Origin of the sequence: Rahnella contaminans, from assembly GCF_011065485.1 — a bacterium.
GTDB lineage: Bacteria > Pseudomonadota > Gammaproteobacteria > Enterobacterales > Enterobacteriaceae > Rahnella > Rahnella contaminans.
The window spans coordinates 77,823-102,496 of sequence record NZ_JAADJS010000004.1 but is presented as its reverse complement, the minus strand read 5'-3'; the positions used below and the strand labels follow the sequence as shown (position 1 = coordinate 102,496).

20 protein-coding genes are annotated in these 24,674 nt (G+C 53.8%); 5 read left to right on the top strand and 15 right to left on the bottom strand.

Annotation, left to right across the window (positions count from 1 at the left end):
• The gene (fdnG, locus tag GW579_RS17740) at positions 1-3,048 is read right to left on the bottom strand and encodes a formate dehydrogenase-N subunit alpha (RefSeq protein ID WP_165060716.1); all 3,048 of its coding nucleotides are present in this window, start codon (positions 3,046-3,048) and stop codon (positions 1-3) included.
• Positions 3,049-3,193: 145 nt separating this feature from the next.
• Here fdnG and fdhD point away from each other — a divergent pair, with 145 nt between their 5' ends.
• From fdhD to yiiM, 4 genes are all read left to right on the top strand, one after another.
• On the top strand, positions 3,194-4,036 hold the full coding sequence (gene fdhD, locus GW579_RS17735) for a formate dehydrogenase accessory sulfurtransferase FdhD (RefSeq protein WP_165060713.1): 843 nt from the start codon (positions 3,194-3,196) through the stop codon (positions 4,034-4,036).
• Between the two features lie 208 nt (positions 4,037-4,244).
• Positions 4,245-4,865: a superoxide dismutase [Mn] gene (gene sodA, locus GW579_RS17730; protein ID WP_101077777.1), complete on the top strand. Its 621-nt coding sequence runs from the start codon at positions 4,245-4,247 to the stop codon at positions 4,863-4,865.
• A gap of 310 nt (positions 4,866-5,175) precedes the next feature.
• Complete coding sequence (locus tag GW579_RS17725; RefSeq protein ID WP_165060711.1) at positions 5,176-7,119, top strand: methyl-accepting chemotaxis protein; 1,944 nt, start codon at positions 5,176-5,178, stop codon at positions 7,117-7,119.
• 107 nt (positions 7,120-7,226) lie between these two features.
• Entirely contained in the window at positions 7,227-7,898 is a 672-nt protein-coding gene (gene yiiM, locus GW579_RS17720; RefSeq protein ID WP_152323703.1) for a 6-hydroxyaminopurine reductase, read from the top strand.
• 65 nt (positions 7,899-7,963) lie between these two features.
• Here yiiM and GW579_RS17715 read toward each other — a convergent pair whose 3' ends face one another.
• Positions 7,964-8,323, bottom strand: coding sequence for a YibL family ribosome-associated protein (locus tag GW579_RS17715; RefSeq protein WP_152323704.1), 360 nt, complete (start codon positions 8,321-8,323; stop codon positions 7,964-7,966).
• Between the two features lie 65 nt (positions 8,324-8,388).
• Entirely contained in the window at positions 8,389-9,891 is a 1,503-nt protein-coding gene (locus tag GW579_RS17710) for an aminotransferase-like domain-containing protein (RefSeq protein ID WP_152323705.1), read from the bottom strand.
• Positions 9,892-10,036: 145 nt separating this feature from the next.
• Between GW579_RS17710 and GW579_RS17705 the strand changes: the two genes are divergently transcribed.
• Positions 10,037-10,645 carry a LysE family translocator gene (locus tag GW579_RS17705; protein ID WP_152323706.1) on the top strand — a complete coding sequence of 203 codons (609 nt, stop codon included), beginning with the start codon at positions 10,037-10,039 and terminating at the stop codon, positions 10,643-10,645.
• A 2-nt stretch (positions 10,646-10,647) separates the two neighbouring features.
• Here the strand turns inward: GW579_RS17705 and GW579_RS17700 are convergent, their stop codons facing one another.
• The 12 genes from GW579_RS17700 to glyQ form a co-directional block, all read right to left on the bottom strand.
• Positions 10,648-11,196 (bottom strand): MltR family transcriptional regulator, encoded by a 549-nt coding sequence (locus GW579_RS17700; RefSeq protein WP_014411435.1) that lies wholly within the window; start codon positions 11,194-11,196, stop codon positions 10,648-10,650.
• Positions 11,197-11,332: 136 nt separating this feature from the next.
• Positions 11,333-12,481 carry a mannitol-1-phosphate 5-dehydrogenase gene (locus tag GW579_RS17695; protein ID WP_152323707.1) on the bottom strand — a complete coding sequence of 383 codons (1,149 nt, stop codon included), beginning with the start codon at positions 12,479-12,481 and terminating at the stop codon, positions 11,333-11,335.
• A 125-nt stretch (positions 12,482-12,606) separates the two neighbouring features.
• Positions 12,607-14,520 (bottom strand): PTS mannitol transporter subunit IICBA, encoded by a 1,914-nt coding sequence (locus GW579_RS17690; RefSeq protein WP_152323708.1) that lies wholly within the window; start codon positions 14,518-14,520, stop codon positions 12,607-12,609.
• A 527-nt stretch (positions 14,521-15,047) separates the two neighbouring features.
• Positions 15,048-15,842 carry a DsbA family protein gene (locus GW579_RS17685; RefSeq protein ID WP_165060708.1) on the bottom strand — a complete coding sequence of 265 codons (795 nt, stop codon included), beginning with the start codon at positions 15,840-15,842 and terminating at the stop codon, positions 15,048-15,050.
• A 116-nt stretch (positions 15,843-15,958) separates the two neighbouring features.
• A complete protein-coding gene (locus GW579_RS17680; RefSeq protein ID WP_152323710.1) occupies positions 15,959-16,666 on the bottom strand; it encodes a nucleoside/nucleotide kinase family protein in 708 nt (235 codons plus the stop codon).
• Complete coding sequence (locus GW579_RS17675; RefSeq protein WP_152323711.1) at positions 16,644-17,171, bottom strand: MltR family transcriptional regulator; 528 nt, start codon at positions 17,169-17,171, stop codon at positions 16,644-16,646. Before GW579_RS17675 ends, GW579_RS17680 begins: the two co-directional genes overlap by 23 nt.
• Positions 17,172-17,213: 42 nt before the next feature.
• Positions 17,214-18,482 (bottom strand): zinc-binding dehydrogenase, encoded by a 1,269-nt coding sequence (locus GW579_RS17670; RefSeq protein ID WP_165060705.1) that lies wholly within the window; start codon positions 18,480-18,482, stop codon positions 17,214-17,216.
• Entirely contained in the window at positions 18,479-19,882 is a 1,404-nt protein-coding gene (locus GW579_RS17665) for a PTS mannitol transporter subunit IIBC (RefSeq protein WP_165060702.1), read from the bottom strand. The genes GW579_RS17670 and GW579_RS17665 overlap by 4 nt, the downstream gene beginning before the upstream one ends.
• A 30-nt stretch (positions 19,883-19,912) precedes the next feature.
• Complete coding sequence (cmtB, locus tag GW579_RS17660; RefSeq protein WP_152323714.1) at positions 19,913-20,359, bottom strand: PTS mannitol transporter subunit IIA; 447 nt, start codon at positions 20,357-20,359, stop codon at positions 19,913-19,915.
• Positions 20,360-20,688: 329 nt separating this feature from the next.
• Positions 20,689-21,411, bottom strand: coding sequence for a DUF3053 domain-containing protein (locus GW579_RS17655; protein ID WP_152323715.1), 723 nt, complete (start codon positions 21,409-21,411; stop codon positions 20,689-20,691).
• Between the two features lie 183 nt (positions 21,412-21,594).
• The gene (gene glyS / locus GW579_RS17650) at positions 21,595-23,664 is read right to left on the bottom strand and encodes a glycine--tRNA ligase subunit beta (protein WP_165060699.1); all 2,070 of its coding nucleotides are present in this window, start codon (positions 23,662-23,664) and stop codon (positions 21,595-21,597) included.
• Positions 23,665-23,673: 9 nt separating this feature from the next.
• Positions 23,674-24,588 (bottom strand): glycine--tRNA ligase subunit alpha, encoded by a 915-nt coding sequence (gene glyQ, locus GW579_RS17645; protein WP_152323717.1) that lies wholly within the window; start codon positions 24,586-24,588, stop codon positions 23,674-23,676.
• Positions 24,589-24,674: the final 86 nt, after the last annotated feature.

Below are 24,674 nucleotides of genomic sequence, written 5' to 3'. Positions count from 1 at the left end.
TTAAACCTTTTCCACGTTAACCAGGAACGCCTTGAACTCCGGCGTTTGCGAGTTAGCGTCGCCGACTGACGGCGTCAGCGTATTGGCCAGATAACCTTTACGCGTCGCACCTTCAAAACCCCAGTGACACGGGATGCCGATGGTATCGACATGTTTGCCGTCGATGGTCAGCGGGCGGATGCGTTTGGTCACCACGGCCTTCGCCACGATAAAACCGCGCTTCGAGGAGACTTTAATCTCATCGCCCTGAGCGATATTTTTGGAGGCGGCCAGACTTTCGCCGATCTCGATAAACTGCTCAGGCTGCGCGATGGCGTTCAGCAAGGCGTGCTTGGTCCAGTGGCGGAAAAGTTCGGTGATCGAATAGGTGGTCGCGACGTAAGGGAAGTCTTTCGCGGTGCCCATATTCGGTAAATCGCTGGCAAAAATGCGGGCGACCGGATTGGAGATCACGTCCGGATGCAACGGGTTGGTGCCAATCGGCGATTCGATCGGTTCGTAATGCTCCGGGAACGGGCCATCAGCCATTTTGTCGGTCGCAAACAAACGCCCGACGCCTTCCTGTTGCATGATGAACGGCCCGACGCCGGTGCCCGGCGCGGCGGTGCTGTAATCGGCAACGTCGAAACCGGTCCATTTCGCGCCATCCCAGCGGATGATTTCACGTTTTGGATCCCACGGCTGGCCCTGCGGATCAACGGAGGCGCGGTTATACAGAATGCGACGGTTCAGCGGCCAGCTCCATGCCCAGCCGGACGTACAGCCCAGACCGGACGGATCGGCGTTATCGCGGCGCGCCATCTGGTTACCGGCTTCGGTCCAGCTGCCGGCGTAAATCCAGCAGAAACTGGCGGTCGAACCGTCATTTTTCAGGTGTGCAAAGGTGGAAATTTGCTGCCCTTTTTTCGCCAGAATATTGCCCTGATCGTCGCGGATATCCGCCAGCGCTTTGCCGTTGGCTTCGCGGGCAATTTCTTCCGGCAGCGGGTCAAGAGGATCCTGATAATCCCACGCCATGTTCATTACCGGCAGCGGATTCGCCCCGCCTTCTTTCTGGTACAGTTCTCGCAGTTTCATGAACAGACGCGCGATGATTTTTCCGTCTTGCAGCGCTTCACCCGGTGGCTCAGACGCCTGGAAGTGCCATTGCAGCCAGCGGCCGGAGTTCACGATTGAGCCATTTTCTTCCGCAAAACAGGAAGACGGCAGGCGGAACACTTCGGTCTGAATGTCGGCGGTTTGCACGTCGTTCATCGCGCCATGGTTCTGCCAGAAGTTCGAAGACTCAGTCACCAGCGGGTCGATCACCACCATGTATTTCAGTTTTGAAAGCGCACGCGAGGATTTGTTTTTGTCCGGGAAAGCCGCCAGCGGGTTGAAGCCCTGCACGATATACCCGTTGAGTTTGCCCTGGGTCATCAGCTCGGCCTGTTGCAGCACGTCGTAGCTTTTGTCCCATTTCGGCAACCAGTCATAACCCCAGTCGTTGTCCGCCGTGGCGTGTTCGCCCCAGAAACTTTTCATCATGCTGACGAAGAAGTTTGGCGTGTTTTTCCAGAAGTTAACCTGATTTTCGACCAGCGTTCCCGGCGTAATTTGCTTCAGGTAATCGGTGATATTGGTTTGTTTCTCAGACGGCAGCGGCATGTAACCCGGCAGATTGAGCGACAGCAAACCAAGATCGGTATAACCCTGAATATTCGAGTGGCCGCGCAGCGCATTGACGCCGCCACCAGGCATGCCGATATTGCCGAGCAGCAACTGAATCATCGCCGCACAGCGGATGATTTGCGCGCCGCCGGTGTGGTGCGTCCAGCCCAGTGCATACAGGATGGTGGAAGTTTTATCGCGCGCGCAGGTTTCCGCCAGAATCGAGCTTATCAGCAGGAAATCTTCTTTCGACGTTCCGCACAGGCGTTCGACCATTTCCGGCGTATAACGGGAAACGTGCTCTTTCAGCAGATTCCAGACACAGCGCGGGTCTTGTAACGTTTTGTCCTGTTTTGCGATACCGTTTTCATCGAGCTGATAATGCCAGCTGTCTTTGTTGTAGGATTTTGTGGTCGCATCAAAGCCGCTGAACAATCCGTCATTAAATTCATAATCTTCACGCACCAGCAGACTGGCGTTGGTGTATTCCCTGACGTATTCGGTCTGGATTTTATTATGCGTAATCAGGTAGTTGATCATGCCGAGCAGGAAGGCGGTGTCGGAACCGGCGCGGATTGGCGCGTAAATATCGGCGACGGCGGCACTGCGGTTAAAGCGCGGATCGACAACAATGACTTTGGCGTTATTTTTAGTTTTGGCTTCAATCACCCATTTGAATCCGACCGGATGGGCTTCCGCCGCATTACCGCCCATAATCAAAATGACGTTGGCGTTTTTGATATCCACCCAGTTGTTGGTCATCGCACCGCGACCAAAGCTAGGCGCTAATGCCGCCACGGTCGGACCATGACAAAGACGGGCCTGACAGTCGATGGCGACCATACCCATTGCGCGGGTGAATTTCTGATCCAGCAGGCCGGTTTCGTTACTGGCCGCAGACGAACAGAGCATTCCGGTGGTCAGCCAGCGGTTAACGGTGACGTTATTTTCGTTTTTCTCGATAAAGTTGGCGTCGCGGTCATCTTTCATCAGGCGGGCAATACGGGAAATCGCCTCGCCCCAGGTGATACGCTGCCATTTATCTGAGCCCGGCGCACGGTATTCCGGGTATCTCAGACGGCCTTCGCTGTGAATATAATCCAGCACCCCTGCCCCTTTCGGGCACAATGAGCCACGACTGACCGGATGATCGGCGTCACCCTCTACGTGGAAGATATTTTCAGTGACGTTTTTTGCGCCATCGCCCTGGCTGTAAATCAGCATGCCGCAACCGACTGAACAGTACGTGCAGTTATTGCGGGTTTCACGCGAACGAAGCAGCTTATACTGGCGGGTTTCTGCCAGCGCGATTGTCGGGGCGAAACCTAACAATGCTGCCGTGGTGCCGGCCATACCGCCCGCACATATCTTGAATAATTGTCTTCTGCTGACCTGCATGAAAGACTCCTTCCCATCATTTGTTAACACATTGCATTTCAAATTGGCGCTTTCCCCGTCAGACGCGGAAGCGGTAAAATTAAGACTCATTACCCATATTTTTTGTACGGCTTATGTAGCCGGATTGTTTATAAGGTTATTGCCAATGGATGTCCATCAAGTAAACGAACTGGGCGAAAAAGATGACAAAAAAGTGACTCAGATCATCGGAGTGCGCCAAAAAACGGTGATGCAGCGCGCCCGTCTGGACGCGCCTGAAGAGGACTGGATTGCTGAAGAAGTGCCCGTCGCGCTGGTCTATAACGGGATATCGCACGTGGTGATGATGGCGTCGCCGAAGGATCTCGAAGCCTTTGCGCTGGGATTTTCGCTGTCGGAAGGCATTATCGAATCAGTCAGCGACATTTACGGAATGGACATCGCGCAAAACTGTAATGGAATCGAAGTTAATATTGAATTATCGAGCCGCCGCTTTGCCGGGCTTAAAGAACGCCGCCGCGCGATGGCGGGCCGTACCGGTTGCGGTGTCTGCGGTATCGAACAGCTGGGCGATCTGTTTCGCCCGCTTGCGCCGCTGCCGTTTACGCAAACCTTCGATCTGGCGAATCTGGACGCCGCGCTGCACCAGCTGAAATCCGTTCAGACCATCGGTCAGTTGACCGGCTGCACACACGCCGCCGCGTGGATCACACCGGATGGCACACTGTCGGGTGGCTGCGAAGACGTGGGACGTCACGTGGCACTGGATAAAATGCTCGGCCTGCGCGCCAGACAAAACGACTGGTACACCGGCGCTGCGCTGGTGTCTAGCCGCGCAAGCTATGAAATGGTGCAGAAAGCCGCGATGTGTGGCGTCGAAATTCTGTTTGCCGTCTCCGCCGCCACGACGCTGGCGGTAGACGTTGCCGAAAAATGCAACCTGACGCTGGTCGGTTTCAGCAAACCAGGACGGGCAACGGTGTATACGCATCCTCAGCGGTTGCGGTAACCCTCTAAGCATCACGTGCCTTTAGACAATTTAGGATTGTTTGCGGTTATCTGGTTCTAAGCCCTCAATAACAGGGGCTTACGCGTAACCTCACGAAGCGTCGGGCTTAGATAATCATTTTCAATATCATTTAATTAACTATAATGATCCGACTGATTACGCGGTGCTCACAAAGACGGTGCCGCCCTACACTATGGAGACGATGAACATGAGTTATTCACTGCCATCACTGCCTTACGCATACGACGCACTCGAACCGCATTTCGACAAAGAAACGATGGAAATCCATCACTCTAAACACCACCAGGCTTACGTTAATAACGCTAACGCCGCGCTGGAAAGCCTGCCAGAACTGGCTGCGCTGTCTGTTGAAGAGCTGATTGCTAACCTGGACAAAGTGCCTGCGGACAAGAAAGTTGCACTGCGTAACAACGCAGGTGGCCACGCTAACCACAGCCTGTTCTGGAAAGGCCTGAAAACTGGCACTACCTTACAGGGCGAACTGAAATCTGCGATCGAACGCGATTTCGGCAGCGTTGATGCTTTCAAAGAAGCTTTTGAGAAAGCAGCAGCAACCCGCTTCGGTTCCGGTTGGGCATGGCTGGTTCTGAAAGACGGCAAACTGGCTGTTGTTTCAACTGCTAACCAGGACAGCCCGCTGATGGGCGAAGCTGTTTCAGGCGTTTCCGGTTACCCGCTGCTGGGTCTGGACGTTTGGGAACACGCTTACTACCTGAAATATCAGAACAAACGCCCTGATTACATCAAAGCCTTCTGGGCTGTTGTAAACTGGGACGAAGCAGCAAAACGTCTGGCTGAAGCGAAATAATTTCGCTTTACCGCCCTGAACGGGCACGATGTTTTCGCAAGAGGCAGGTCGGTGACCTGCCTTTTTTTATGCCTTCGTTTTAATACCCCGACTTTTATGCACTGACTTTATGCAGAAAAAACCTACGCCTGATCACTGTGTTACAGCGAATTATCCTCACCTCTTCCGCCATTTTTAGACCGCCCTCTCATTATTCAAAAATACCCCCCGACACCTATAAAGTTTCTCTTAAGTCCTGACGATAGATTGTTCACAAAGGCGTCACAAAATCGCAAATTTTATTGCATGGAATGCTTGACGGAGAACAGCAATGGGCAATGGCACGGGTCTTTCGCAGTGGATGAATAATCTCAAAGTCGGCACCAAACTGGGGCTCGGCTTCGGGTTGGTTCTTTTGATCGCCGCGGTGATCACCGCAGCCGGAATGATTAAGTTTAATGACATCAGCCAGCGTGCTGAGAAAGTTGATTTTAGTAATCAGATGAATGCGTTACTTAATGATGCCCGCCTCAGCCGCACGTTGTATCAGCTCAACTACGACCCTGCCTATCTCAAGCAAAATCAGGACAAAATTAATGCACTGTCGCAGCTGATTGCGCATTCGAAAGGCAAACTGGAATGGGATGCGACCAGCCAGGCCGATCTCAATCAGGTACCGGTAAAAATCCGTGAATATCAGGTAGCGCAGGACGCCTTCAAACAGGCTGTCGACAGAAAAGATGCCGTGCGTGCCAGCTGGAACCTTTCCGAAACAGAAGCCGTTGTGAAGCGCCTGCAAGAGCAGCTGCGCGTCGAAGATGCCGATCCGTCGATTCGTCTTTCCCTTGCGGAAGTGATTCAGAAACTGATTAGCGTACGTTATTACGTGCGCGGCCTGTTGCTCAGCATCAACAAGGAGTCTGAGGCCACATTGTTGCAGGCCATCGACGATACGCAGGCCAACGCCAAAAAACTCAACGCACTGCTGCTCCCCAATCAGCAGGCGACACTGGCTCCGCTGATGACCGCGCTGGCGACGTACAAAAGCCACGTTGTGGCGTATATGCCAGCCTATGAAGATGAACAGAAAAACTCGCAACTTCTGTCTGTGAAAGCCGCGGAGATGAACGCGCTGGTGGCGAAAATCTTCAAAAACGAACTCGATAATACCCACAACGATATCAGCAATGCGCAGATGATCATGATGGTGATTACGCTGATTGTAATGCTCGCCGGTATCCTGATTGCGTGGCGAATTACCCGTCAGATTGCGCAACCGATCCGCGATACGCTGAAAACCGCCGAAGCCATTGCACAGGGTGATCTGACCGCTGCCCGAACCACCACGCGCCGTGACGAACTGGGCATGCTGATGAATGCCGTTGCCGGGATGAGCCAGAATCTCAGCACGATGATTTATGAAATCCGCTCAGGCGTCTCGCAGGTTTCCCACGCAGCAGCGGAAATCGCCGCCGGAAATACCGATTTGTCTTCACGCACCGAACAGCAGGCCGCCGCGGTTGAGGAAACGGCCGCCAGCATGGAAGAACTGAGCGCCACGGTGAAACAGAACGCCGATAACGCCCATCACGCCAGCAAACTGGCGAGCGAAGCATCGGGCACCGCCACCTTGGGCGGCAAACAGGTCGGCGAAGTGGTCGATACCATGCAGCAGATTTCCGGCAGTTCAAAACGCATCGCTGAAATCACCTCTGTCATCAACGGCATTGCGTTCCAGACCAATATTCTGGCGCTGAACGCCGCCGTAGAAGCCGCGCGCGCTGGTGAACAGGGGCGGGGATTCTCGGTGGTGGCGTCTGAAGTCCGCACGCTGGCACAGCGCAGTGCGCAGGCAGCAAAAGAGATTGAAGGACTGATTGCCGAATCCGTTGAACGGGTGAATACCGGCGCGAAGCTGGTGGAAAATACCGGGCGCACGATGCAGGACATTGTGAAATCCGTCTCGCACGTCCGCGATATTATGGGCGAAATTGCGTCGGCTTCTGACGAACAAAGCCGCGGGATCAGCCAGATTTCGCAGGCGATTGTGGAGATGGACAGCACCACCCAGCAGAACGCTGCACTGGTGGAACAGTCTTCGGCGGCGGCGGATTCTCTGGAAGATCAGGCCGCAACGCTGACGCAGGCGGTGTCGGTATTCCGTCTGGCCGATAACGGCAATATGCTGAAAGCGCCAGACTCCGGCGCGCTGCGCCGCCCGGTTCTGCCGGCTGTACAGGGCAAAACCAGTCAGGATAATTGGGAAACCTTCTGATTTTCCCCTATCGCCCTGCGTAATTTTAGCGCAGGGCGATTCCTGATACTCCGAACCAGTAATGCAGGTTATGCTGAGGTTAACGACTGATTCCTCGCGGAGACCTTATGCATTATCCCGACGTTTATATCGGCAATATCGAAAGCTACCCGGATTATTCGCCCAGCGCGATTGCCAAACGACAGATCGACGGTGCGGTCGTTCTGACGTCTGCCGGGCTCGAAGGCGATCAGCAGGCAGAAAAGAGTTATCACGGCGGCGCAGACCGCGCACTGTGCCATTTCCCTCGCGAACACTACGCCTGGCTGCGTCAGCAGTTTCCTGAAGAAGAAGAACGTTTCCATCCTCCCGCCTTCGGCGAAAATCTCTCAACGCTCGGCATGACGGAAGATAACGTGTTTATCGGCGATATTTTCCGCTGGGGCGAAGCGCTGATTCAGGTCACACAGCCGCGCGCGCCCTGTTATAAGCTCAATCATTTTCTGGGATGCAAAAACCTGTCGCCGTTGTTGCAACAAAGCGGCCGCTGCGGCTGGCTTTATCGCGTTGTCGGCACCGGAAATGTCAGCGGCGATCGCCCGCTGGAGTTGCTGACGCGTAACAGCGAAGTCTCCGTGGCTGAAGCGATTTCGATAGCCTTTAACATGCCGTTCGATGAGGAGCAGTACCGGCGTCTGATGTCTGCGGCGGGGATTTCGGCGAGCTGGACTAAAACCATGCAAATGCGGTTGGTGAATCGCAAGATCGAAGATTTTGGGCGGAGATTGTTTGGGAAGTAATGTTAACGCCCTCCCCCTTTGCAGGGGGAGGAGCAGGGCAAAACTTCACCCCCGGGAGTATTTCATCAGAATTCTTTCTTAGCGAAACCGGTGACGACTTTCAGGCCCATTTCGCGGCCCAGTGCGGTCATCGGGTGAACCACCACGATACCGCGCACGGTTTTCTTCAGCGTGCCCATATCAGCCTGTTCTTTCTTGGTGATTTCACGGCTGAACAGCTTTTCCAGTTTTTGCGCTTCGGTGCTGAGCTTTTTCACACGCACTTCTTTGAGACGCGCGATCTCAGCGGCCAGTTTTTCTTTTTCTTCTTCGTGCTTGTCGATCAGTTCAGCGTTACCTGCCTGAATAACGCTCGCATCTTTGTGATTCAGTGCATCCAGCATGTCGCTGAGACGCTTGATCTCGGCTTTTTCGACTTCTTTCATGGTTTCAGATCCGTTCATGCCGCAGCGGGCATAACTGTAAATTGGGAATAATAAACATCAGTGTATCAGGAAGTGCGCGATTCTTCAGCTTGCTCCTGCGTTTCTGCCAGCCCGGGCGGCAAGCCACACATCTCGCACGCCCGCTCGCCGATGCGGATCATCGCCGATATATAGCGGGTATCAAAAACATAGCAGCACGATAAACGCAGGCCGTTACTGTAGCGGCCACTCGGCGAATATAACTGTCCCGGCGTCATACAAATTTTATCTTTCAGCAACTGCTTAAACAGCGTGACACAATCCACGCCCGGCGGAAAATCGACCCAAATCACAAAGCCTCCCGCAGGTTGCGTGGCGCGCGTTCCCTGCGGGAAATGGCGGGCGATCAGCGCACGTGCCTGCTCGACCTGCGACGCGTAACGCTTACGCAAAGCCCGCAGATGATGGTCATAGCCACCCGATTCCAGAAACACCGTCAGCGTTTGGGAAAGTAAGGCAGATTCTGCCATCGACGACACCGCTTTGAGTTTATGCAGCTTATCGGCAAAGCGGCCGCCTTCTACCCAGCCGATACGAAAATCGGGTGCCAGCGTTTTAGTGAAACTGGTGCAGAACAGGATCCAGCCATCGGTATCAAACGATTTCACCGCCGGAGACAACGTCGTACCGAACTGGATTTCCGCATAAAGGCCATCTTCAATCAGCGGGACCTGATGAACGTTCATCAACCGCGCCAGCCGTTTTTTGGCGGCCAGCGGCATGGTGAAGCCCAGCGGATTTTGCGCCGTTGGCATGGCGATAACCGCATTCAGGCGCTTCTCGCTGAGCAGCATTTCCAGCACATCCAGCGATAAACCGGTTTGCGGATCGGTCGGGATTTCCACCGCTTTCAGCCCGAGGCTCGCCAGCATTGGCAGCAGATAAAAATAGGTCGGCGTTTCCAGCCCGACGCTGTCGCCCGGTTTGGTGGTCACGCGCAGCGCCAGCTGTAACGCTTCCATACAACCGTGCGTAATCGTAATGTCGGTCGGTTCTAAAATCATGCCCAGCGCCAGCGCGCGGCGGGCGATTTGCTGTCGCAGCGCCGGATGCCCCGGCGGCAAAGCATATTTCCCGATCAAGTCCGGCTGACGGCGCAACAGGGACGACATAATGCGCCCGAGTTTTCCGCTCGGATAAAAGTCATTGGACTGCGGACACGCCAGCGAAAGATTGGTATACGCCGGGTCGGTTTGCGAGGCAAAAACGGTGTCGATCAGATCCAGTACTTCGTCTGCCGGTTCGGCGGCTGGCGTCTGAGGTTGTTCCAGCGGCGGCTGATGTTCCAGCGCGGGCAATGCGGCACGCACATAAAAACCGGACTGCGGACGCGCCTCAATAAAACCGCGATCTTCCAGCCGCCGGTACGCTGCCACCACGGTATTAATACTGACTGACCAGGTTTGTGCGCTGCGCCGTACCGAGGGCAAACGGCTGCCGGGCGCGAGCGTGCCCCGCCGGATGGCATCCGCCAGTTGTTCCGCCAGCTGGTTATATCGGGTGTCAGTGAGATCCGCAGTGTCAGTCATGGTGTCAGTTCCGTGAAAAGTGATGGGTACAGTTTTTTATTACGCAATCTGTAACCATGACAATAGCGTATTTTTGGTTCTGTTACCTTCGACTGACTCTGATTATTCTGGTTCTCTGGAAAACAGGGGATGCAGGAAAACGAAAATGATAGATACCGCTTTTGTCAGTTATGTCACCGTGATGTCGATTACGCCCGGTCCGAACAATCTGTTGCTCGCTGCTTCCGGCGTCAATTTCGGGCTGCGCCGCAGCGTGCCGATGATGCTGGGGATCACGCTCGGCTGCGTGGTGCAGTGCGCGCTGATGACCTCGATGCTGGCGATTTTACTCAGCTGGATGAACGTGGTGCGCCTGCCGATGGCGGTGATCGGCTGTACCTATCTTTTCTGGCTGTCGTGGAAAATCTACCGTTCCGGCACGCCAAAAGAAGGCGAAAAACAGCAGCCGATGAATCTGTTCAGCGGTGCACTGTTTCAGGCCGTTAACCCGAAAGCCTGGCTGATGGCGACTAACGTCGCGATCCTGTTTACGCCACCGGACGGCAATATGCTGCATCACACGCTGCTGATTTGCGTCGGATTCGCGCTGATCAACCTGCCGTGCATACTGGTCTGGGTGGTGATGGGTGACAGATTACGTCAGGCTTTACGCGTGGAATGGAAGCTGAAACTGTTCAATACGATTATGGGCGGCATGATGGCGTTAACCGCGCTGTGGCTGCTGGTCGGCGAAGTGCGCCACGTACTGGCGTAACGTTATTTTTGCACCGGAGAAAGTCTTGAGGGCTGCTGATTGCTGATATGGGCGATCAGCCCGGTCACGGAAAGGACCATCGTGGAGCGGACGATTTGCTGGTAGCGCTGACGTTGCATGGCGATCAGCGATTCGTCGGCTTCACCGGGTTTGAGGAAGGTTGGTGCGGGCGGAAGCTCCGTCACGCAATGTAATTCACCAAACGGGCCAAGAATTTCATCGTCGGTAAAACGATACTCTTCGCCGTCGTAATTCAGTTCTTCCCGCAGCGCCATCAGTAATTCGGCGTCTTCATATTCATGACGGCTGATCACTCCCAGCGCGTAAATCAGTTTGAGACGCACCGATAAATCACCGAGCGGGCCGGTACCGGTCAGTAACGGTTCGACGGCATATTTCACTGCGTAATCGTCTTTGCGGAAAACCTGCACCACCAGAATATCCAGCGCTTCGGCCAGCAATTCCACGGCGGTCATCAAAAAGCTGCGCACGGTTTTACCCGCATTGAGCTTTTCAAGAACCCGGTTTTCAAACGCCTGAGCTTTTTCCATAGGGCTTACTTGCAGTAAAGTGCCGATGCTGACAGCGCCCCTGGCGTCATCCATGATGCGCGCATGTCGGGCAGAAACATCCTGCCCGACAGGGCTTTCTTTGCCTGGTGTTGGCGAAATCAAAATAAACGCAGTATTAGTGCATCGATTCGTAGAGAGCGACGGCTTTCGCCACAACTTCGCCATCTTCCGGCAGACCTGAAATCTGGGCGAGGGCGGCTTTTGGCCCTACTTTCTCCAGCAACTCTACCAGTTCTTTAGCTTGCGGGTCTTGCTCGCTGCGATAATGCATCGCGGCCGCAATCCCTCTGACCAGATTGTCGTTCGGCAGGCGGTATTCCTGCGTGCCCAGCAACGGTTTAATCAGCCGGTCGCCTGCGCTCAGTTTACGCAGTGGCTGACGGCCAACGCGTTCAACATCGTCATGCAGGTACGGATTTTCAAAACGAGACAGAATTTTTTCGATGTACGCAGAATGTTTTTCCGGATCAAAGCCGTAACGGCGGATCAGGACTTCACCACTTTCTTCCATCGCACCACGAACCACCAGACGCACTTTCTCATCGAGGATCGCATCACGAATCGTCGCGTGGCCTGCCTGCTGACCGAGATACGCAGTGATCGCATGACCGGTGTTCAGGGTGAACAGTTTACGCTCGACGAAGGCCATCAGATTATCCGTCAGCTCCATACCGGCGATTTGCGGCAACTCCCCTTTGAACTGGGTTTTGTCCACAATCCACTCGCTGAAAGTTTCAACGGTGACTTCCAGCGGATCGGTCGAACCGGCGGCTGCCGGTGGCACGATGCGGTCTACGGCGGAATCGACAAAGCCGATATGCGCTTCAACCCAGGCTTTTTCATCTTCCGGCAGCGCGTTGAATACATGCTGTTTGAACTGGCTGGTGCCCCGCACCATGTTTTCACAGGCGATAATATTCAGTGGCTTTTCGTTGCCCTGCTGATGACGCAGCACCAGACCTTTCGCCACGTTCGGTGCGATTTTTTCGAGCACGGTCGGGCCAACGGCGGTGGTCACTAAATCGACTTCGGCAATCAGGTTGATGGCATCCTGACCGGCGCTGTTCACGGCATTCACATTGCTGACAGGCTCAACGGTGGCCTGTTCACCGACAACGTGCACGTTGTAGCCTTTGCGGCTGTTCAGTGCATCCAGTAAAGCAGGGCTGACATCGGCAAATGTCAGTTCAGCCCCGGCATCAGCAAGTAATTTACCGATAAAACCGCGACCAATGTTACCTGCGCCAAAATGTAATGCTTTCATAATATTTCCTTCAAATCGGGGGCCATACTTTCTGGTAAAAAGCTTTTGGTAAAGCTGGGAGCCGCCCGGCTCCGAATCAACAAGCGGGTCTCGATATCAAGACCCGCTTAGTAACGCTCTACTGATTAACCGCGAAGAATCGTCAGAACTTCTTCAACGCTGGTGGTGTTCGCCAGACGTTCGATAACACCGTCTTCGTCAAGCGCAGTCGTCAGCTTGGTGATCACGTTGATGTGTTCGTTGTTGCGTGCGGCGATACCCACCACCAGACGCGCTGAATCATCTTCGTCTTCACCCCAGCGGATGCCCGCCGGATACTGACAGAACACGATACCGGTTTTCAGTACGCGATCTTTCGCTTCGATTGTACCGTGTGGTACCGCGATTGACTCGCCCAGATACGTGGACGTCAGTTTTTCACGCGCCAGCATCGCATCGACATATTCTGCCTGAACGTAACCGCCTTTAACCAGTTGTTCACCTGCAAAACGAATGGCGTCTTCTTTCGTTGCTGCGTGCAGGCCCAGGAAGATGTTGCTTTCGCTGATGCGGAACAGGTTTTCGTTTTCACTGTCGGACACGATGCTGTCGCCCAACGTGGTGGTCACTTTCTCTTTGTACTGGCTGCTTTTGTTCACTTCCACCAGACGGGAAGTCAGGTCAGTGTACAGGCCGCTGTCGAGGAAGTTAGTCAGCGAGATGTGCTGTGCATGTGGCACCTGGCGCATCGCACGTTCAGTCAGGTCACGGTGCGTAATCACCAGGTCCACATCGTCAGGCAGATTGTTGATCGCGCTGTTGGTTACGCTGATATTGGTCAGCCCTGCATCCTGCACTTTTTTGCGCAGAACACCGGCACCCATTGCGCTGGAACCCATACCGGCATCACAGGCAACGATGATTTTGCGCACGGTAGACAGGTCGCCAGCAACGCCAGTCGCGCCTGCTTTACCGCCTTTAGATTCGGCTTTCATGTCCTGAACGCGACGGGTTGCGTCTTCCAGATCATCACCTTCTTTCGCCTTGGTGGTTTTGAGCAAGAAGGAAGAAATCACGAAGGACACCGCAAACGCAGCCACGATAGCAGCGATGTTAGCGAAGTACGCACCTTTTGGCGTCATCGCCAGCACGGCCAGGATTGACCCCGGAGAAGCCGGAGACACCAGACCGCCGTTCAGCATAGTCAGGGTGAACACGCCAGTCATACCGCCCAGAATAACCGCCAGTAACAGACGCGGGTTCATCAGAACGTACGGGAAGTAAATTTCGTGGATACCCCCCAGGAAGTGGATGATTGCCGCGCCGCCGGCAGATTGCTTAGCGCTGCCACGACCGAAGAACATGTACGCCATCAGGACGCCCATACCCGGACCCGGGTTCGCTTCGATCAGGAAGAAGATTGATTTACCGGTTTCAGTCGCCTGCTGGATACCCAGAGGAGAGAAGATACCGTGGTTGATGGCGTTGTTGAGGAACAGGATTTTCGCCGGTTCAACAAAGATAGAGGCCAGCGGCAACAGGTTATGAATAACCATGATGTGCACGCCTGCAGCCAGCACTTTAGACAGCGCTTCTACCAGCGGACCGATAGCCAGGAAGGCGAGGATCGCCAGCAGCATACCGATAATCCCGGCGGAGAAGTTGTTAACCAACATCTCGAAGCCGCTTTTGATTTTACCGTCAACCCAGCGGTCGAAACGCTTGATTGCCCAGCCACCCAGCGGACCTGCAATCATTGCGCCGAGGAACATTGGCATATCCGCACCGACGATAACACCCATAACGGTGATTGCGCCGACCACACCACCGCGATCACCACCGACCAGACGACCACCGGTGAAACCGATGAGCAACGGGAGGAGATAAGTGATCATCGGGCCCACCAGCTTCGCTAATGTTTCATTAGGGATCCAGCCGGTAGGAATGAACAGAGCAGTAATGATACCCCACGCGATAAACGCGCCGATGTTGGGCATTACCATGTTACTCAGGAAGCGACCAAAGTTTTGAACCTTGATCTTAACGTCTGGTGAAAACATAAAACGCACCCCTATTGATACGCGCTGACAATAGAGCGCGTGATATCAGTTAATTATCGGTGACGGTTATTTCGGTTTTTCTGCCACTGCTTTAAAAATCCGTCCGTCGAATTGCTGTCTGCGAGGCGGACTCTACCACGTGATTATAGGCCTCGCGTAGCCACCCCACAGCCCGTGACAGAGATCACACGTATACGACCACTACCCCCTGTATTTTGGTGATCGCGATCACAAAACACCCCTGTAATCCGGCTACACAGACGATAATTTGAGCTTGATACGTATAAAAACGTGATGAAAGTCACTTTTTATTAACGAGTCTTTATCATAAAAACGTGATATTCATCACAAAGTATTTTTCGATAACCTTGCTTATTTCGCTTAAAAACCGTTCAGACGTGTCAGGTGGATGCGGAATTGAGTTTACGGGGGAGAGTTTGAAATAAAATTACAGGATGGGGTGCTGAAAAAAAAGCGAGCTGTCTGCCAGCCCGCCGCTATTTAATGAGTTTTTCGCAGCGAAAAAATTACTTCCCGCCTTGCGCCTTAACAATGGCAGCCTGCAATTCTTCGGCTGAAACCGCACCCGGAAGCACGGTGGTGTTCGCCGCCGTTGCGCCGCTGGTTGGCATCACGACAAAGCCGGGTGTACCGCTGAAGCCCAGCGTACGGGCCAGTTCGTCATTGGAGGCTATCGCCTCATGCGTGGCTTTACGCTGCGCATCAGTAGGCTGGGTGGCTTTGGCCGCTTTCACCGCACCGGCGATATCGGCATCGGTCAGTTTACCTTCGTCATGGCCGGTGCGATAAATGCTGTTGTGGTAGTCGAAGTACGCCTGCGCGCCCTTCTCTTTCCAGATAGCCATACCGGTTTCCGCCGCAGTAATGGACGCTTTCCAGCGGTCACCGAAGATTGGCCATTCTTTGAAGACGAAACGCACGTTCGGATTGGCTTTCACCGTTTGCTCGACTACCGGTGCCATGTGGCTGCAATACAGGCACTGGTAATCGAAGAATTCTACGAAGGCCACTTTGGCATCTTTCGGGCCATAACTCGGCGTGGCAGGGTCTTCAGTCAGGGCTTTTGAATTTGCCAGAACGGCACTCAGGGTTTCCTGTTGCTGCTGATCCGCCTGCTGTGCCTGCAACTTCTGGCTGACCTGCACCAGAATTTCAGGATGCTGAAGCATGTAATCTGCTGCAATTTTACCAATGGCTTCCTGTTGCGCCGGGGTGAAATCTGCCGTTGCGCTGTCAGCAGCAAAAGCCAGCGTCGGAGCCAGCACCAGAGAAGCCAACAGAGTCATCGTCTGACGTTTCATCAAAAATCCTTAAAGTGAAATACGGGGAAAACCGGACAGTTGCCTTCAAAAGTAGAGGAATTTTCCCGGCTTTGCAGGCTAAAAATTGTCATTTTTTATAAATCCCGCCGTCACTATCACTCAAAATGAAACGCGCCATCGCCCGACATTTGCAGCGTGATATCTGCCTGACGGCTATCCCTCAGAACCCGCGCCACATTGGGTCCGTCCGTGGCAGCGTAAAAATCACCGGCCCGGGCAGGCGTCAGTCCACCGCGGATTTTACGTTCAATAAGACGACCGCGCAGGACTTCCGGACTGGCACGAATAAAGACGCTCAGATCGCAATTTTCTGTCAGTTGCCGCCAGCCGTCATCGTCAAGCAGCAGCCAGTTTCCCTCGACGACCAAAACAGGCGCGGTAACATGGATCGCGCCTTCGACCGGCTCATGCAGCGTGCGGCTGTACTCCGGCCAGCGGCTTCCCGGCTCGCGTAAAGCGATCAGTGCGTCCCGCAATTTGGTCACATCAAACGTCTGTGGTGCGCCTTTACGCTGACGCAAGTTGTGTGCGTCCAGCCAGTCATTGCGATGATGGAAACCGTCCATCGGCAGGGTCTGCAAAGGGACTAAATCCGGCGTTTCATGAGAAAGCTTTTGCCAGAATGCGGAAAGCGTCGATTTGCCGGTGCCGGGCGGCGCAACCAGAAACACCACCAGCGGGCGGTTAAGCAGGCGCTGCTGTGAAGAAAAACGTTGAAGAAGGGGAAGGTGTAGTTGTTCGATATCTTCGTCGGGGAAAAAAGCCTGCGTGGACAGTCCGTTAATGGTCAGCATCACGTTCATAAGTCAGTTCCTTGAGTAAATCCGTCACTGCCAGAGACAGTGCCGTCCTCATCAGATTGCCGTAACGCGCCTTACTGAAGGTTTCAAAACTGGCAAACTTCATTTTCTCGACAGACTGAAACATCAGCGTGTTATCCGTCACGCAGCTCAAATTCTGGAGAAATTCATAAGCCGTTTCTTCATGAAATTCCACAATCTCTGTCCCTGCTTTCAGGTGCTCGTCCAGCTGAGAAAACAGCAAAATATCGGCATAGACCGGTTTTTTGATTTTCCCCAGGGCATAAATCAGCCTCAGGGAAACATCAATACTGTCCAGCGGGCCTGATTTAGCGAGTAAGGGCTTTACGGCAAATTCGCGGATGTCCTCGTCATTATTGATAAAAAGGTGGGGAAGGAACTGTTTTATACCGCTGAGTAAAATGGCATTCGCGGCATGCAGAAAATCATTGAGATTCGTCTGGCCGGATAACCTCTCCAGCACCTGATCTTCAGTTAATACAGTCATCCTTCCCTTAAACACCGTCAGTAATGAGGAGAACCGATAATATTACAGCCCGGTGGAAACACCAAAATGGTTCAGCAGCGCCTGCTCGGCCTGCTCATTCCAGACGCCATGCGTCGGTGCTACCCGTTCCGCCAGCAGGGCAAACAGCGGATCGGTTTTGCCCAATTCTGCAAAATCTTCAATGGCGGTCAGCGGCAGAGAAATACCGTTATAAATAAGCTTTTTACCGCCGGGAATATGCGGCAGATTGAGCACCGTATCCGGTACAGCGTCCAGGCCGCCGATGTGCGTAATCATATAAGAAGGCTGAATACGTCCGGCCGCCGTCAGTGCCAGCGCCTCTTCCATATCGCCGGTCGAACCGCCGGATGTGCCGACAATGTGCGTGGAACCGTAGTGAGCGTTGTAGAAATTGAAGGGAACGTTGAAGTTTTTGCCTGTCGGTCCGGCAAAGAAATTCAGGCAACCGTCCTCGCCCAGCAGCGCGTCGCCCAGTTCGATAACTTCAGCCACGGCCGCGAAAACAAAGACATCATCAAAACCTGCGCCGCCCGTCATTTCGCGCAACATGGCAGCCGGATCAGACAACGTTTTACTGTTGATATACACCAGCTCGATGCCTTTTTCTGCCGCCATCGCCACCGGCAGAAGCTGCTCTGCGCGCGCCAGCCGTTGTTCGTCGATATCCACCACCACCACCCGCGCCGGACGCACATCGCCGTTGATCGCATAATCAATAGCACCAATGCCCATCGGCCCCGCGCATGCCAGCAGCGCCAGATTTCCCCCCGCTTTGATGCCCATCTGATGTTCATACACATATTGCGTGGTGTGATAGCTGGCGTGATAGGCGCCGATAATGCAGCACATCGGTTCAGCCAGCGAGGCGGCGGCGAAATAATGCCCTTCGTACGGCAGAACACAGCCCAGGTCGATAGCCAGTTTCGGGATGATCATGTACGTCGCGTTGCCGCCAAAGGTTTCGTAACTGTAACCGGCGGAATAGCCGCTGGGCAGCCCCATCGCCGGTTGCAGCACGAAGCGTTTTCCCGCTTCAAACCGGTTCGTAAGATTTTTTCCCACCTGCACAATCACGCCCGCGCATTCGTGCCCCGTTACCGCCGGATGGTCGGCGATATCTTCCGGTACGCGTTTATGTTCACCGCCCAGCAAAGCGGCTTTGTAAGTCGAGAGGCAAACGCTGTCCGACACCACGCTCACCAGCAGTTCGTCATCGGTGATTTCCGGCAGTTCAAATTCACGGAGTCTCACATCTTTTTTACCGTAAATGGCGGCGACTTTGGTTTTCATGCTGTTGCTCCTTGCTGAACCGGGGAAGTGATATCGGCAAACAACGCATCGAGCGCCGGATCGCCGAGATAGTTTTTAATCAGAATCAGTGGCTGGTCGGTCACACGCTGAGCGCGGCCTTCAAGACTGGCGTGGGTCACAATGATGTCGGCATCGGCCGGAATGTTTTCGATGGAGTAATGCTTCACTTCGATTTCATAACCGGCTTTTTGCAGCTTTTTGCGAAAAGTCGTCGCCCCCATCGCGCTCGACCCCATTCCCGCATCACACACAAAAGCGATTAACCGGATACTGGCCGCCACAGGCTGCATCCCGCTTTTGCCTTCGGCTTTGCGCTTTTTGCTGGCGGCCTGAGAATCCGCAAAACTGTCCTCCGCAGGGGATTTGTCCAGTTTCAGAATGGCAGAGGCGACGACGAAAGAGACCACGGTTCCGGCCAGCACGCCCGCACAGGTTCCCATAAAGCCCCCGCGTGGCGTCAGTGCCAGATACGCAAAGATAGAACCCGGACTTGGCCCCGCCACCAGCCCCGCGCCTAAGAGTTCGAAAACATAAATGCCGGTCATGCCGCCCGCGATCATGGCGATAATCATCAGCGGTTTCATCAGCACATACGGGAAATACAGCTCGTGAATACCACCGAGAAAATGAATGATCATCGCGCCGGGCGCAGATTTTTTACTCAGCCCTTTGCCGAACAGCGAAAATGCCAGGAGGATCCCCAGACCGGGGCCGGGATTTGAGGCCACCATGAAATAAATAGATTTTCCGGCGACGGCGGTGTCCTGCATACCCAGCGGATAGTAAACGCCCTGATCGATGGCGTTATTCAGAAATAACACCTTGGCGGGTTCATTAATCACGGACAGCAGCGGCAGGTAACCGGTCGCCACCAGCGCCTCAATGCCCTGTTTCACAAAATTATTGGCTTCCATTACCGCCGGGCCGATCACTTCATACGCCAGCAAACAAAGCAGCATGCCGAGAATGCCGAGTGAGAAATTATTGATCACCATCTCAAAGCCCGCCGGAATACGTTTCTCCAACGCCTTATCGACCACTTTAATGAGATAACCGCCCAGCGGCCCCATGACCATCGCGCCGATAAACATCGGAATATCCGCCCCGACAATCACGCCCATCGTGCCGATACCGCCCATCACGGCACCGCGTTTTCCCCCAATAAGATGCCCACCCGTAGACCCGATCATCAGAGGCAATAAATAGGTGATCATAGGGCTAACGAGTTGCCCGAAATGCGAATTAGGTGTCCATCCGGTGGGAATAAAAAATGCTGTAATAAAACCCCAGGCAATAAACGCGCCTATATTGGGAATGACCATCGCTGTGAGAAACCCGCCAAAAGCCTGCACTCTGGCGCGCATTGATTTATTAGCCATATTAAAATCCTGTTGAGTGTTAGGATAAAACTAATAACGCTGAATGATGTTAATTAATTCCTCTGGGTTATTTGCATTGAGTAATTCATCAATAACCTCATCTTCGCAAAGCATTTCACTTAACGCCTGAATCGCCTCAATATGTGAATCAGAATCTTTTGCCGCTAATCCGATAAGCAGCCTAACGGGCGGGCTTTCAGCTTCAAAGCTGACGCCTTCTCGCAACAGCGTAAAACTGAGCGCCGTCTTTAACGCACCGCATTCCGGTCTGGCATGTGGCATGGCAATGCCGGGCGCGAGCAAATAATAAGGCCCGATTTCCGTTGTGGTATCTTTTATTGACTGAATATAATCCGCAGTAATGTATTTTCTTTGCAGCAGGTTTCTCATCGATAAATCTATTGCCTGCGACCAGTCTTCCGCTGATGGATATATGGCAATACTTTCACTGTCGAAAAAATCCATTAATGATGACATTATTTATCCTTATTTTTATCGATGAGAATTTATATTCCCGAGCATATTCTCTGAAAGGGATTTAATCAAACCGGCGGGGATTTGTGATCAGCATTATAAAAATGGCGTTCGCAATAATAAAACCCGACATGCATCACACCGATGGTGGGTTATTTCAATTAATTAGAATAAATGCAATAGCCTGTTTGTGAACAAGACCACAAAAAATGTTTTTATATTATTATTCATTTTTGTGACCGCCGTCTGATTGACGTTATTGCGTTTGGTTTTCGCTCATAAAAAAGCCACGCGTTGAGGCGTGGCTTCTGTTCATCACATCGTAAACTGGCTTAGTTGCTGAAATCGCCCTGGGCGACTTTCTGCGCCTGAAGCAATGTCTGCTGTTTGCCGACCAGATTCGACATCATGGTGTTGTACTGCGTCGCCTGCTGCTGCGTCGGGAACTGCACGCCGCCGTTAGCGAATGCCACCTGAGGGCCCTGTTGTTGCAGGAAATCACCCACGGAGACGATATCCTGCGTGAAGCTTTGCAGCGCCGGCACCAGCGGAGTCAGCACGTTAGCTGGCTGGGTCACCACAGTGTTGTAGACCTGACCATAAACCGCTTTCAGGTCATCCGGTTGTTTCAGGGCAGCCATCGCCGTATCGGCTTTCACTTTTGAATCACGCAACTGCGCATTCAGCATGCTCAGCGTGCTGGCCGCCTGTTGTAACGCGCTGCGCTGGGTCATGTAATCCTGCGGGGTACGCACCTGACCAATCGCGCTCACCACCGGTACCAGACTGCCATCAACAGCGCCTTTCATCTGGCGGGAGAACGACAGGATGATGCCGTAGTCATTCGCGTAATTACCAAACCGTTGTTTCTGATCTTCACTCAGCGAAGGCAGGTTTTGCCCGCTGCGCATGACGGTATTTTGCAAATAATCGATAAAGGCTTTGCGTTGTTCCGGTTCTTTATCGCCACAGGCAGTGAGCTGGAAAACAACCAGCAGTGCGATAAACGGCGCCAGCCAGCGAGAAAATACACCGCTTCTGATCCCTACAGCCATGAGTCCTGACTCCTGATTTCAATGTTCTTCTTCCGGCCAGTTCCCTGCCGATGCTGTGCATCCCATGCGGGATATAGGATAGAACAATTGGGGGGATAACGCTTTTTAAAAAAGCGTAGAAATTGACATCTGATAAGGTGCCTTGCTCCTCCCCCTTCGCAGAGGGAGGAGCAAAAACTTCACTTACTGAAGCAGCGAAATATCCGCGACCTGCAGGAACAGCTCACGCAGCTTGGACAGCAGTGTCAGGCGGTTGATACGTACCGCCTCGTTCTCATCCATCACCATCACGGTGTCAAAGAACGTATCGACGGTTTCGCGCAGCGCAGCCAGTTCCACCAGCGCTTCTTTGTACTCACCGGCAGCAAACAGCGGTTCCAGTTTGTCGCGCAGAACCACCAGATGCGTCGCCAGTTTCAGCTCAGCAGGTTCTTTCAGCACGGAGGCGTGGACGTGATCCAGCAGAACGTCGGTGGATTTCGCCAGAATGTTCGACACACGTTTGTTAGCCGCCGCCAGCGTTGCCGCTTCATCCAGCGTACGGAAGTAGCTCACCGCTTTCACACGCGCATCGAAATCGGCCGGTTTGGTTGGACGACGTGCCAGCACGGCCTGAATGGTATCGACCGCGTGACCTTCTTCCTGATACCACGCGCGGAAACGACCGAGCATGAAATCAACCACCTCATCGACAACCTTGGCGTTAGTCAGCTTGTCGCCGTACAGGCGCACCGCTTCTTCGGTCAGGGTTTGCAGATCAAGAGACAGGTTTTTCTCAACGATGATACGCAGCACGCCCAGCGCAGCACGGCGCAGTGCGAACGGGTCTTTATCGCCTTTCGGATGCTGACCGATGCCGAAAATACCGGCCAGGGTGTCCATCTTGTCAGCGATAGCCAGCGCACATGCCACCAGCGATGCCGGTAACTCGTCGCCCGCAAAGCGTGGCTGATACTGTTCATTCAGCGCAACGGCGACTTCTTCCTGCTCGCCGTCGTGACGCGCATAGTGCATGCCCATTACGCCTTGGGTGTCGGTGAACTCGAAGACCATGTTGGTCATCAGGTCGCATTTTGACAGCAGGCCGGCGCGTTTAGCGTTCTCAACGTTGGCACCGATTTTCTCAGCGATCCAGCCAGACAGCGCCTGAATGCGGTCGGTTTTATCACGCAGCGTACCCAGCTGTTTCTGGAACAATACGGTTTCCAGACGCGGCAGGTTATCTTCCAGACGTTTTTTGCGGTCAGTATTGAAGAAGAATTCGGCATCGGCCAGACGCGGGCGAACCACTTTCTCGTTACCGGAAATGATTTGCTGCGGATCTTTCGATTCGATGTTGGCGACAAAGATGAAGTTCGGCAGAAGTTTGCCCGCGGCGTCGTACACCGGGAAATACTTCTGGTCGCCTTTCATGGTGTAAACCAGCGCTTCCGCCGGAACTGCCAGGAATTTCTCTTCGAATTTCGCGGTCAGCACCACCGGCCATTCCACCAGAGAAGCCACTTCTTCCAGCAGGCTTTCGCTCAGATCGGCGATACCGCCAATCTCTTTCGCCGCTTTCTCAGCATCCTGTTTAATGATGGCTTTACGCTGCTCGTAATCCGCAATGACTTTGCCGCGTTCCAGCAGAATTTGCGGGTACTGATCGGCATTATCAATCGTGAATTCAGGCTCGCCCATGAAGCGGTGACCGCGAAGGGTACGCGCAGAATCGATACCCAGGATTTTCGCCGGGATCAGTTCGTCGCCTAACAGCAGGGTCACGGTGTGAACCGGACGCACAAACTGCACGTCAGAATCGCCCCAGCGCATCAGTTTAGGAATGGGCAGTTTAGCCAGAGAGGTCGCGATCATCGCCGGCAGCAGTTGTTGCGCGCTTTCGCCTTTGACGTGCGCACGGTAAACCAGCCATTCGCCTTTGTCGGTGACCAGACGGTCAGCCTGATCGACGGTGATGCCGCAACCACGAGCCCAGCCTTCAGCGGCTTTGCTTGGTTTGCCTTCGGCGTCAAACGCCTGCGCCACAGCGGGACCACGTTTTTCAACTTCGCGGTCAGCCTGTGATTCATGCAAACCGGAGACTTTCAGCGCCAGACGGCGCGGTGCAGCAAACCACTTAACGTCGCCGTGTGGCAGATTCGCCGCATCAAGCTCCGCAGTCAGGTTAGCGGCAAAAGATTCAGCAAGGCTACGCAGGGCCTTCGGTGGCAGTTCTTCCGTGCCGATTTCCACCAGAAAAGTTTTTTCAGTCATGGCTGTTTCTCACTTCTCGTTCTTTTTGCACATCGGGAAGCCCAGCACTTCGCGGGAAGCGTAATACGCTTCAGCTACCGCTTTAGTCAGGGTACGGATGCGCAGAATGTAGCGCTGACGTTCAGTCACAGAAATCGCTTTACGCGCGTCGAGCAGGTTGAAGCAATGGGCCGCTTTCAGAATGCGCTCGTAAGCAGGCAGTGCCAGCGGCTTTTCGAGCGCCAGCAGGGTTTGCGCTTCTTTCTCGTGCTGTTCAAAACAGGTGAACAGGAAATCGACGTCGGCGTATTCAAAGTTATAGGTGGATTGCTCCACTTCGTTCTGGTGGAACACGTCGCCGTAGGTCGTTTTGCCCAGCGGACCGTTGCTCCAGACCAGATCGTAAACGCTGTCCACGCCCTGGATGTACATCGCCAGACGCTCCAGACCGTAAGTGATTTCGCCGGTCACCGGTTTACATTCCAGGCCGCCGACCTGCTGGAAGTAAGTGAACTGCGTCACTTCCATGCCGTTCAGCCACACTTCCCAGCCAAGACCCCAGGCGCCGAGCGTCGGGTTTTCCCAGTTGTCTTCAACGAAGCGGATATCGTGGACAAGCGGATCAAGGCCCAGCTCTTTCAGGGAACCGAGGTACAGTTCCTGAATGTTTTCCGGTGACGGTTTGATCATCACCTGGAACTGATAATAGTGTTGAAGGCGGTTCGGGTTTTCGCCGTAGCGGCCGTCAGTGGGACGGCGTGATGGCTGAACATAGGCTGCCGCAAAAGGCTCAGGGCCAAGTGCGCGCAGGCTGGTCATCGGGTGCGAGGTGCCTGCACCGACTTCCATATCCAGCGGTTGAACAATGGTGCAGCCCTGCTGCGCCCAATAATCTTGCAGTGTCAGGATCAGGCCCTGAAATGTCTTGGTATCAAACTTTTGCATGTTGGATTCGCACGCGAGAAAGTGGGTTTATAAAGAGTCGGACAGTATACCCGCTGAACGGAAGATAATCACACAACAGATCCCTG

Coding starts and splice junctions, on each gene's coding strand:
- GW579_RS17690 (WP_152323708.1), bottom strand. CDS start 14,520: ATGTTTTCACCAGACGTTAAGATCAAGGTTCAAAACTTTGGTCGCTTC.
- glyQ (WP_152323717.1), bottom strand. CDS start 24,588: ATGCAAAAGTTTGATACCAAGACATTTCAGGGCCTGATCCTGACACTG.
- glyS (WP_165060699.1), bottom strand. CDS start 23,664: ATGACTGAAAAAACTTTTCTGGTGGAAATCGGCACGGAAGAACTGCCA.
- GW579_RS17680 (WP_152323710.1), bottom strand. CDS start 16,666: ATGAACGTGATGCTGACCATTAACGGACTGTCCACGCAGGCTTTTTTC.
- GW579_RS17655 (WP_152323715.1), bottom strand. CDS start 21,411: ATGGCTGTAGGGATCAGAAGCGGTGTATTTTCTCGCTGGCTGGCGCCG.
- yiiM (WP_152323703.1), top strand. CDS start 7,227: ATGCATTATCCCGACGTTTATATCGGCAATATCGAAAGCTACCCGGAT.
- GW579_RS17715 (WP_152323704.1), bottom strand. CDS start 8,323: ATGAAAGAAGTCGAAAAAGCCGAGATCAAGCGTCTCAGCGACATGCTG.
- GW579_RS17665 (WP_165060702.1), bottom strand. CDS start 19,882: ATGGCTAATAAATCAATGCGCGCCAGAGTGCAGGCTTTTGGCGGGTTT.
- GW579_RS17710 (WP_152323705.1), bottom strand. CDS start 9,891: ATGACTGACACTGCGGATCTCACTGACACCCGATATAACCAGCTGGCG.
- GW579_RS17725 (WP_165060711.1), top strand. CDS start 5,176: ATGGGCAATGGCACGGGTCTTTCGCAGTGGATGAATAATCTCAAAGTC.
- GW579_RS17705 (WP_152323706.1), top strand. CDS start 10,037: ATGATAGATACCGCTTTTGTCAGTTATGTCACCGTGATGTCGATTACG.
- GW579_RS17700 (WP_014411435.1), bottom strand. CDS start 11,196: ATGGAAAAAGCTCAGGCGTTTGAAAACCGGGTTCTTGAAAAGCTCAAT.
- fdhD (WP_165060713.1), top strand. CDS start 3,194: ATGGATGTCCATCAAGTAAACGAACTGGGCGAAAAAGATGACAAAAAA.
- GW579_RS17695 (WP_152323707.1), bottom strand. CDS start 12,481: ATGAAAGCATTACATTTTGGCGCAGGTAACATTGGTCGCGGTTTTATC.
- GW579_RS17685 (WP_165060708.1), bottom strand. CDS start 15,842: ATGAAACGTCAGACGATGACTCTGTTGGCTTCTCTGGTGCTGGCTCCG.
- GW579_RS17670 (WP_165060705.1), bottom strand. CDS start 18,482: ATGAAAACCAAAGTCGCCGCCATTTACGGTAAAAAAGATGTGAGACTC.
- sodA (WP_101077777.1), top strand. CDS start 4,245: ATGAGTTATTCACTGCCATCACTGCCTTACGCATACGACGCACTCGAA.
- GW579_RS17675 (WP_152323711.1), bottom strand. CDS start 17,171: ATGACTGTATTAACTGAAGATCAGGTGCTGGAGAGGTTATCCGGCCAG.
- fdnG (WP_165060716.1), bottom strand. CDS start 3,048: ATGCAGGTCAGCAGAAGACAATTATTCAAGATATGTGCGGGCGGTATG.
- cmtB (WP_152323714.1), bottom strand. CDS start 20,359: ATGTCATCATTAATGGATTTTTTCGACAGTGAAAGTATTGCCATATAT.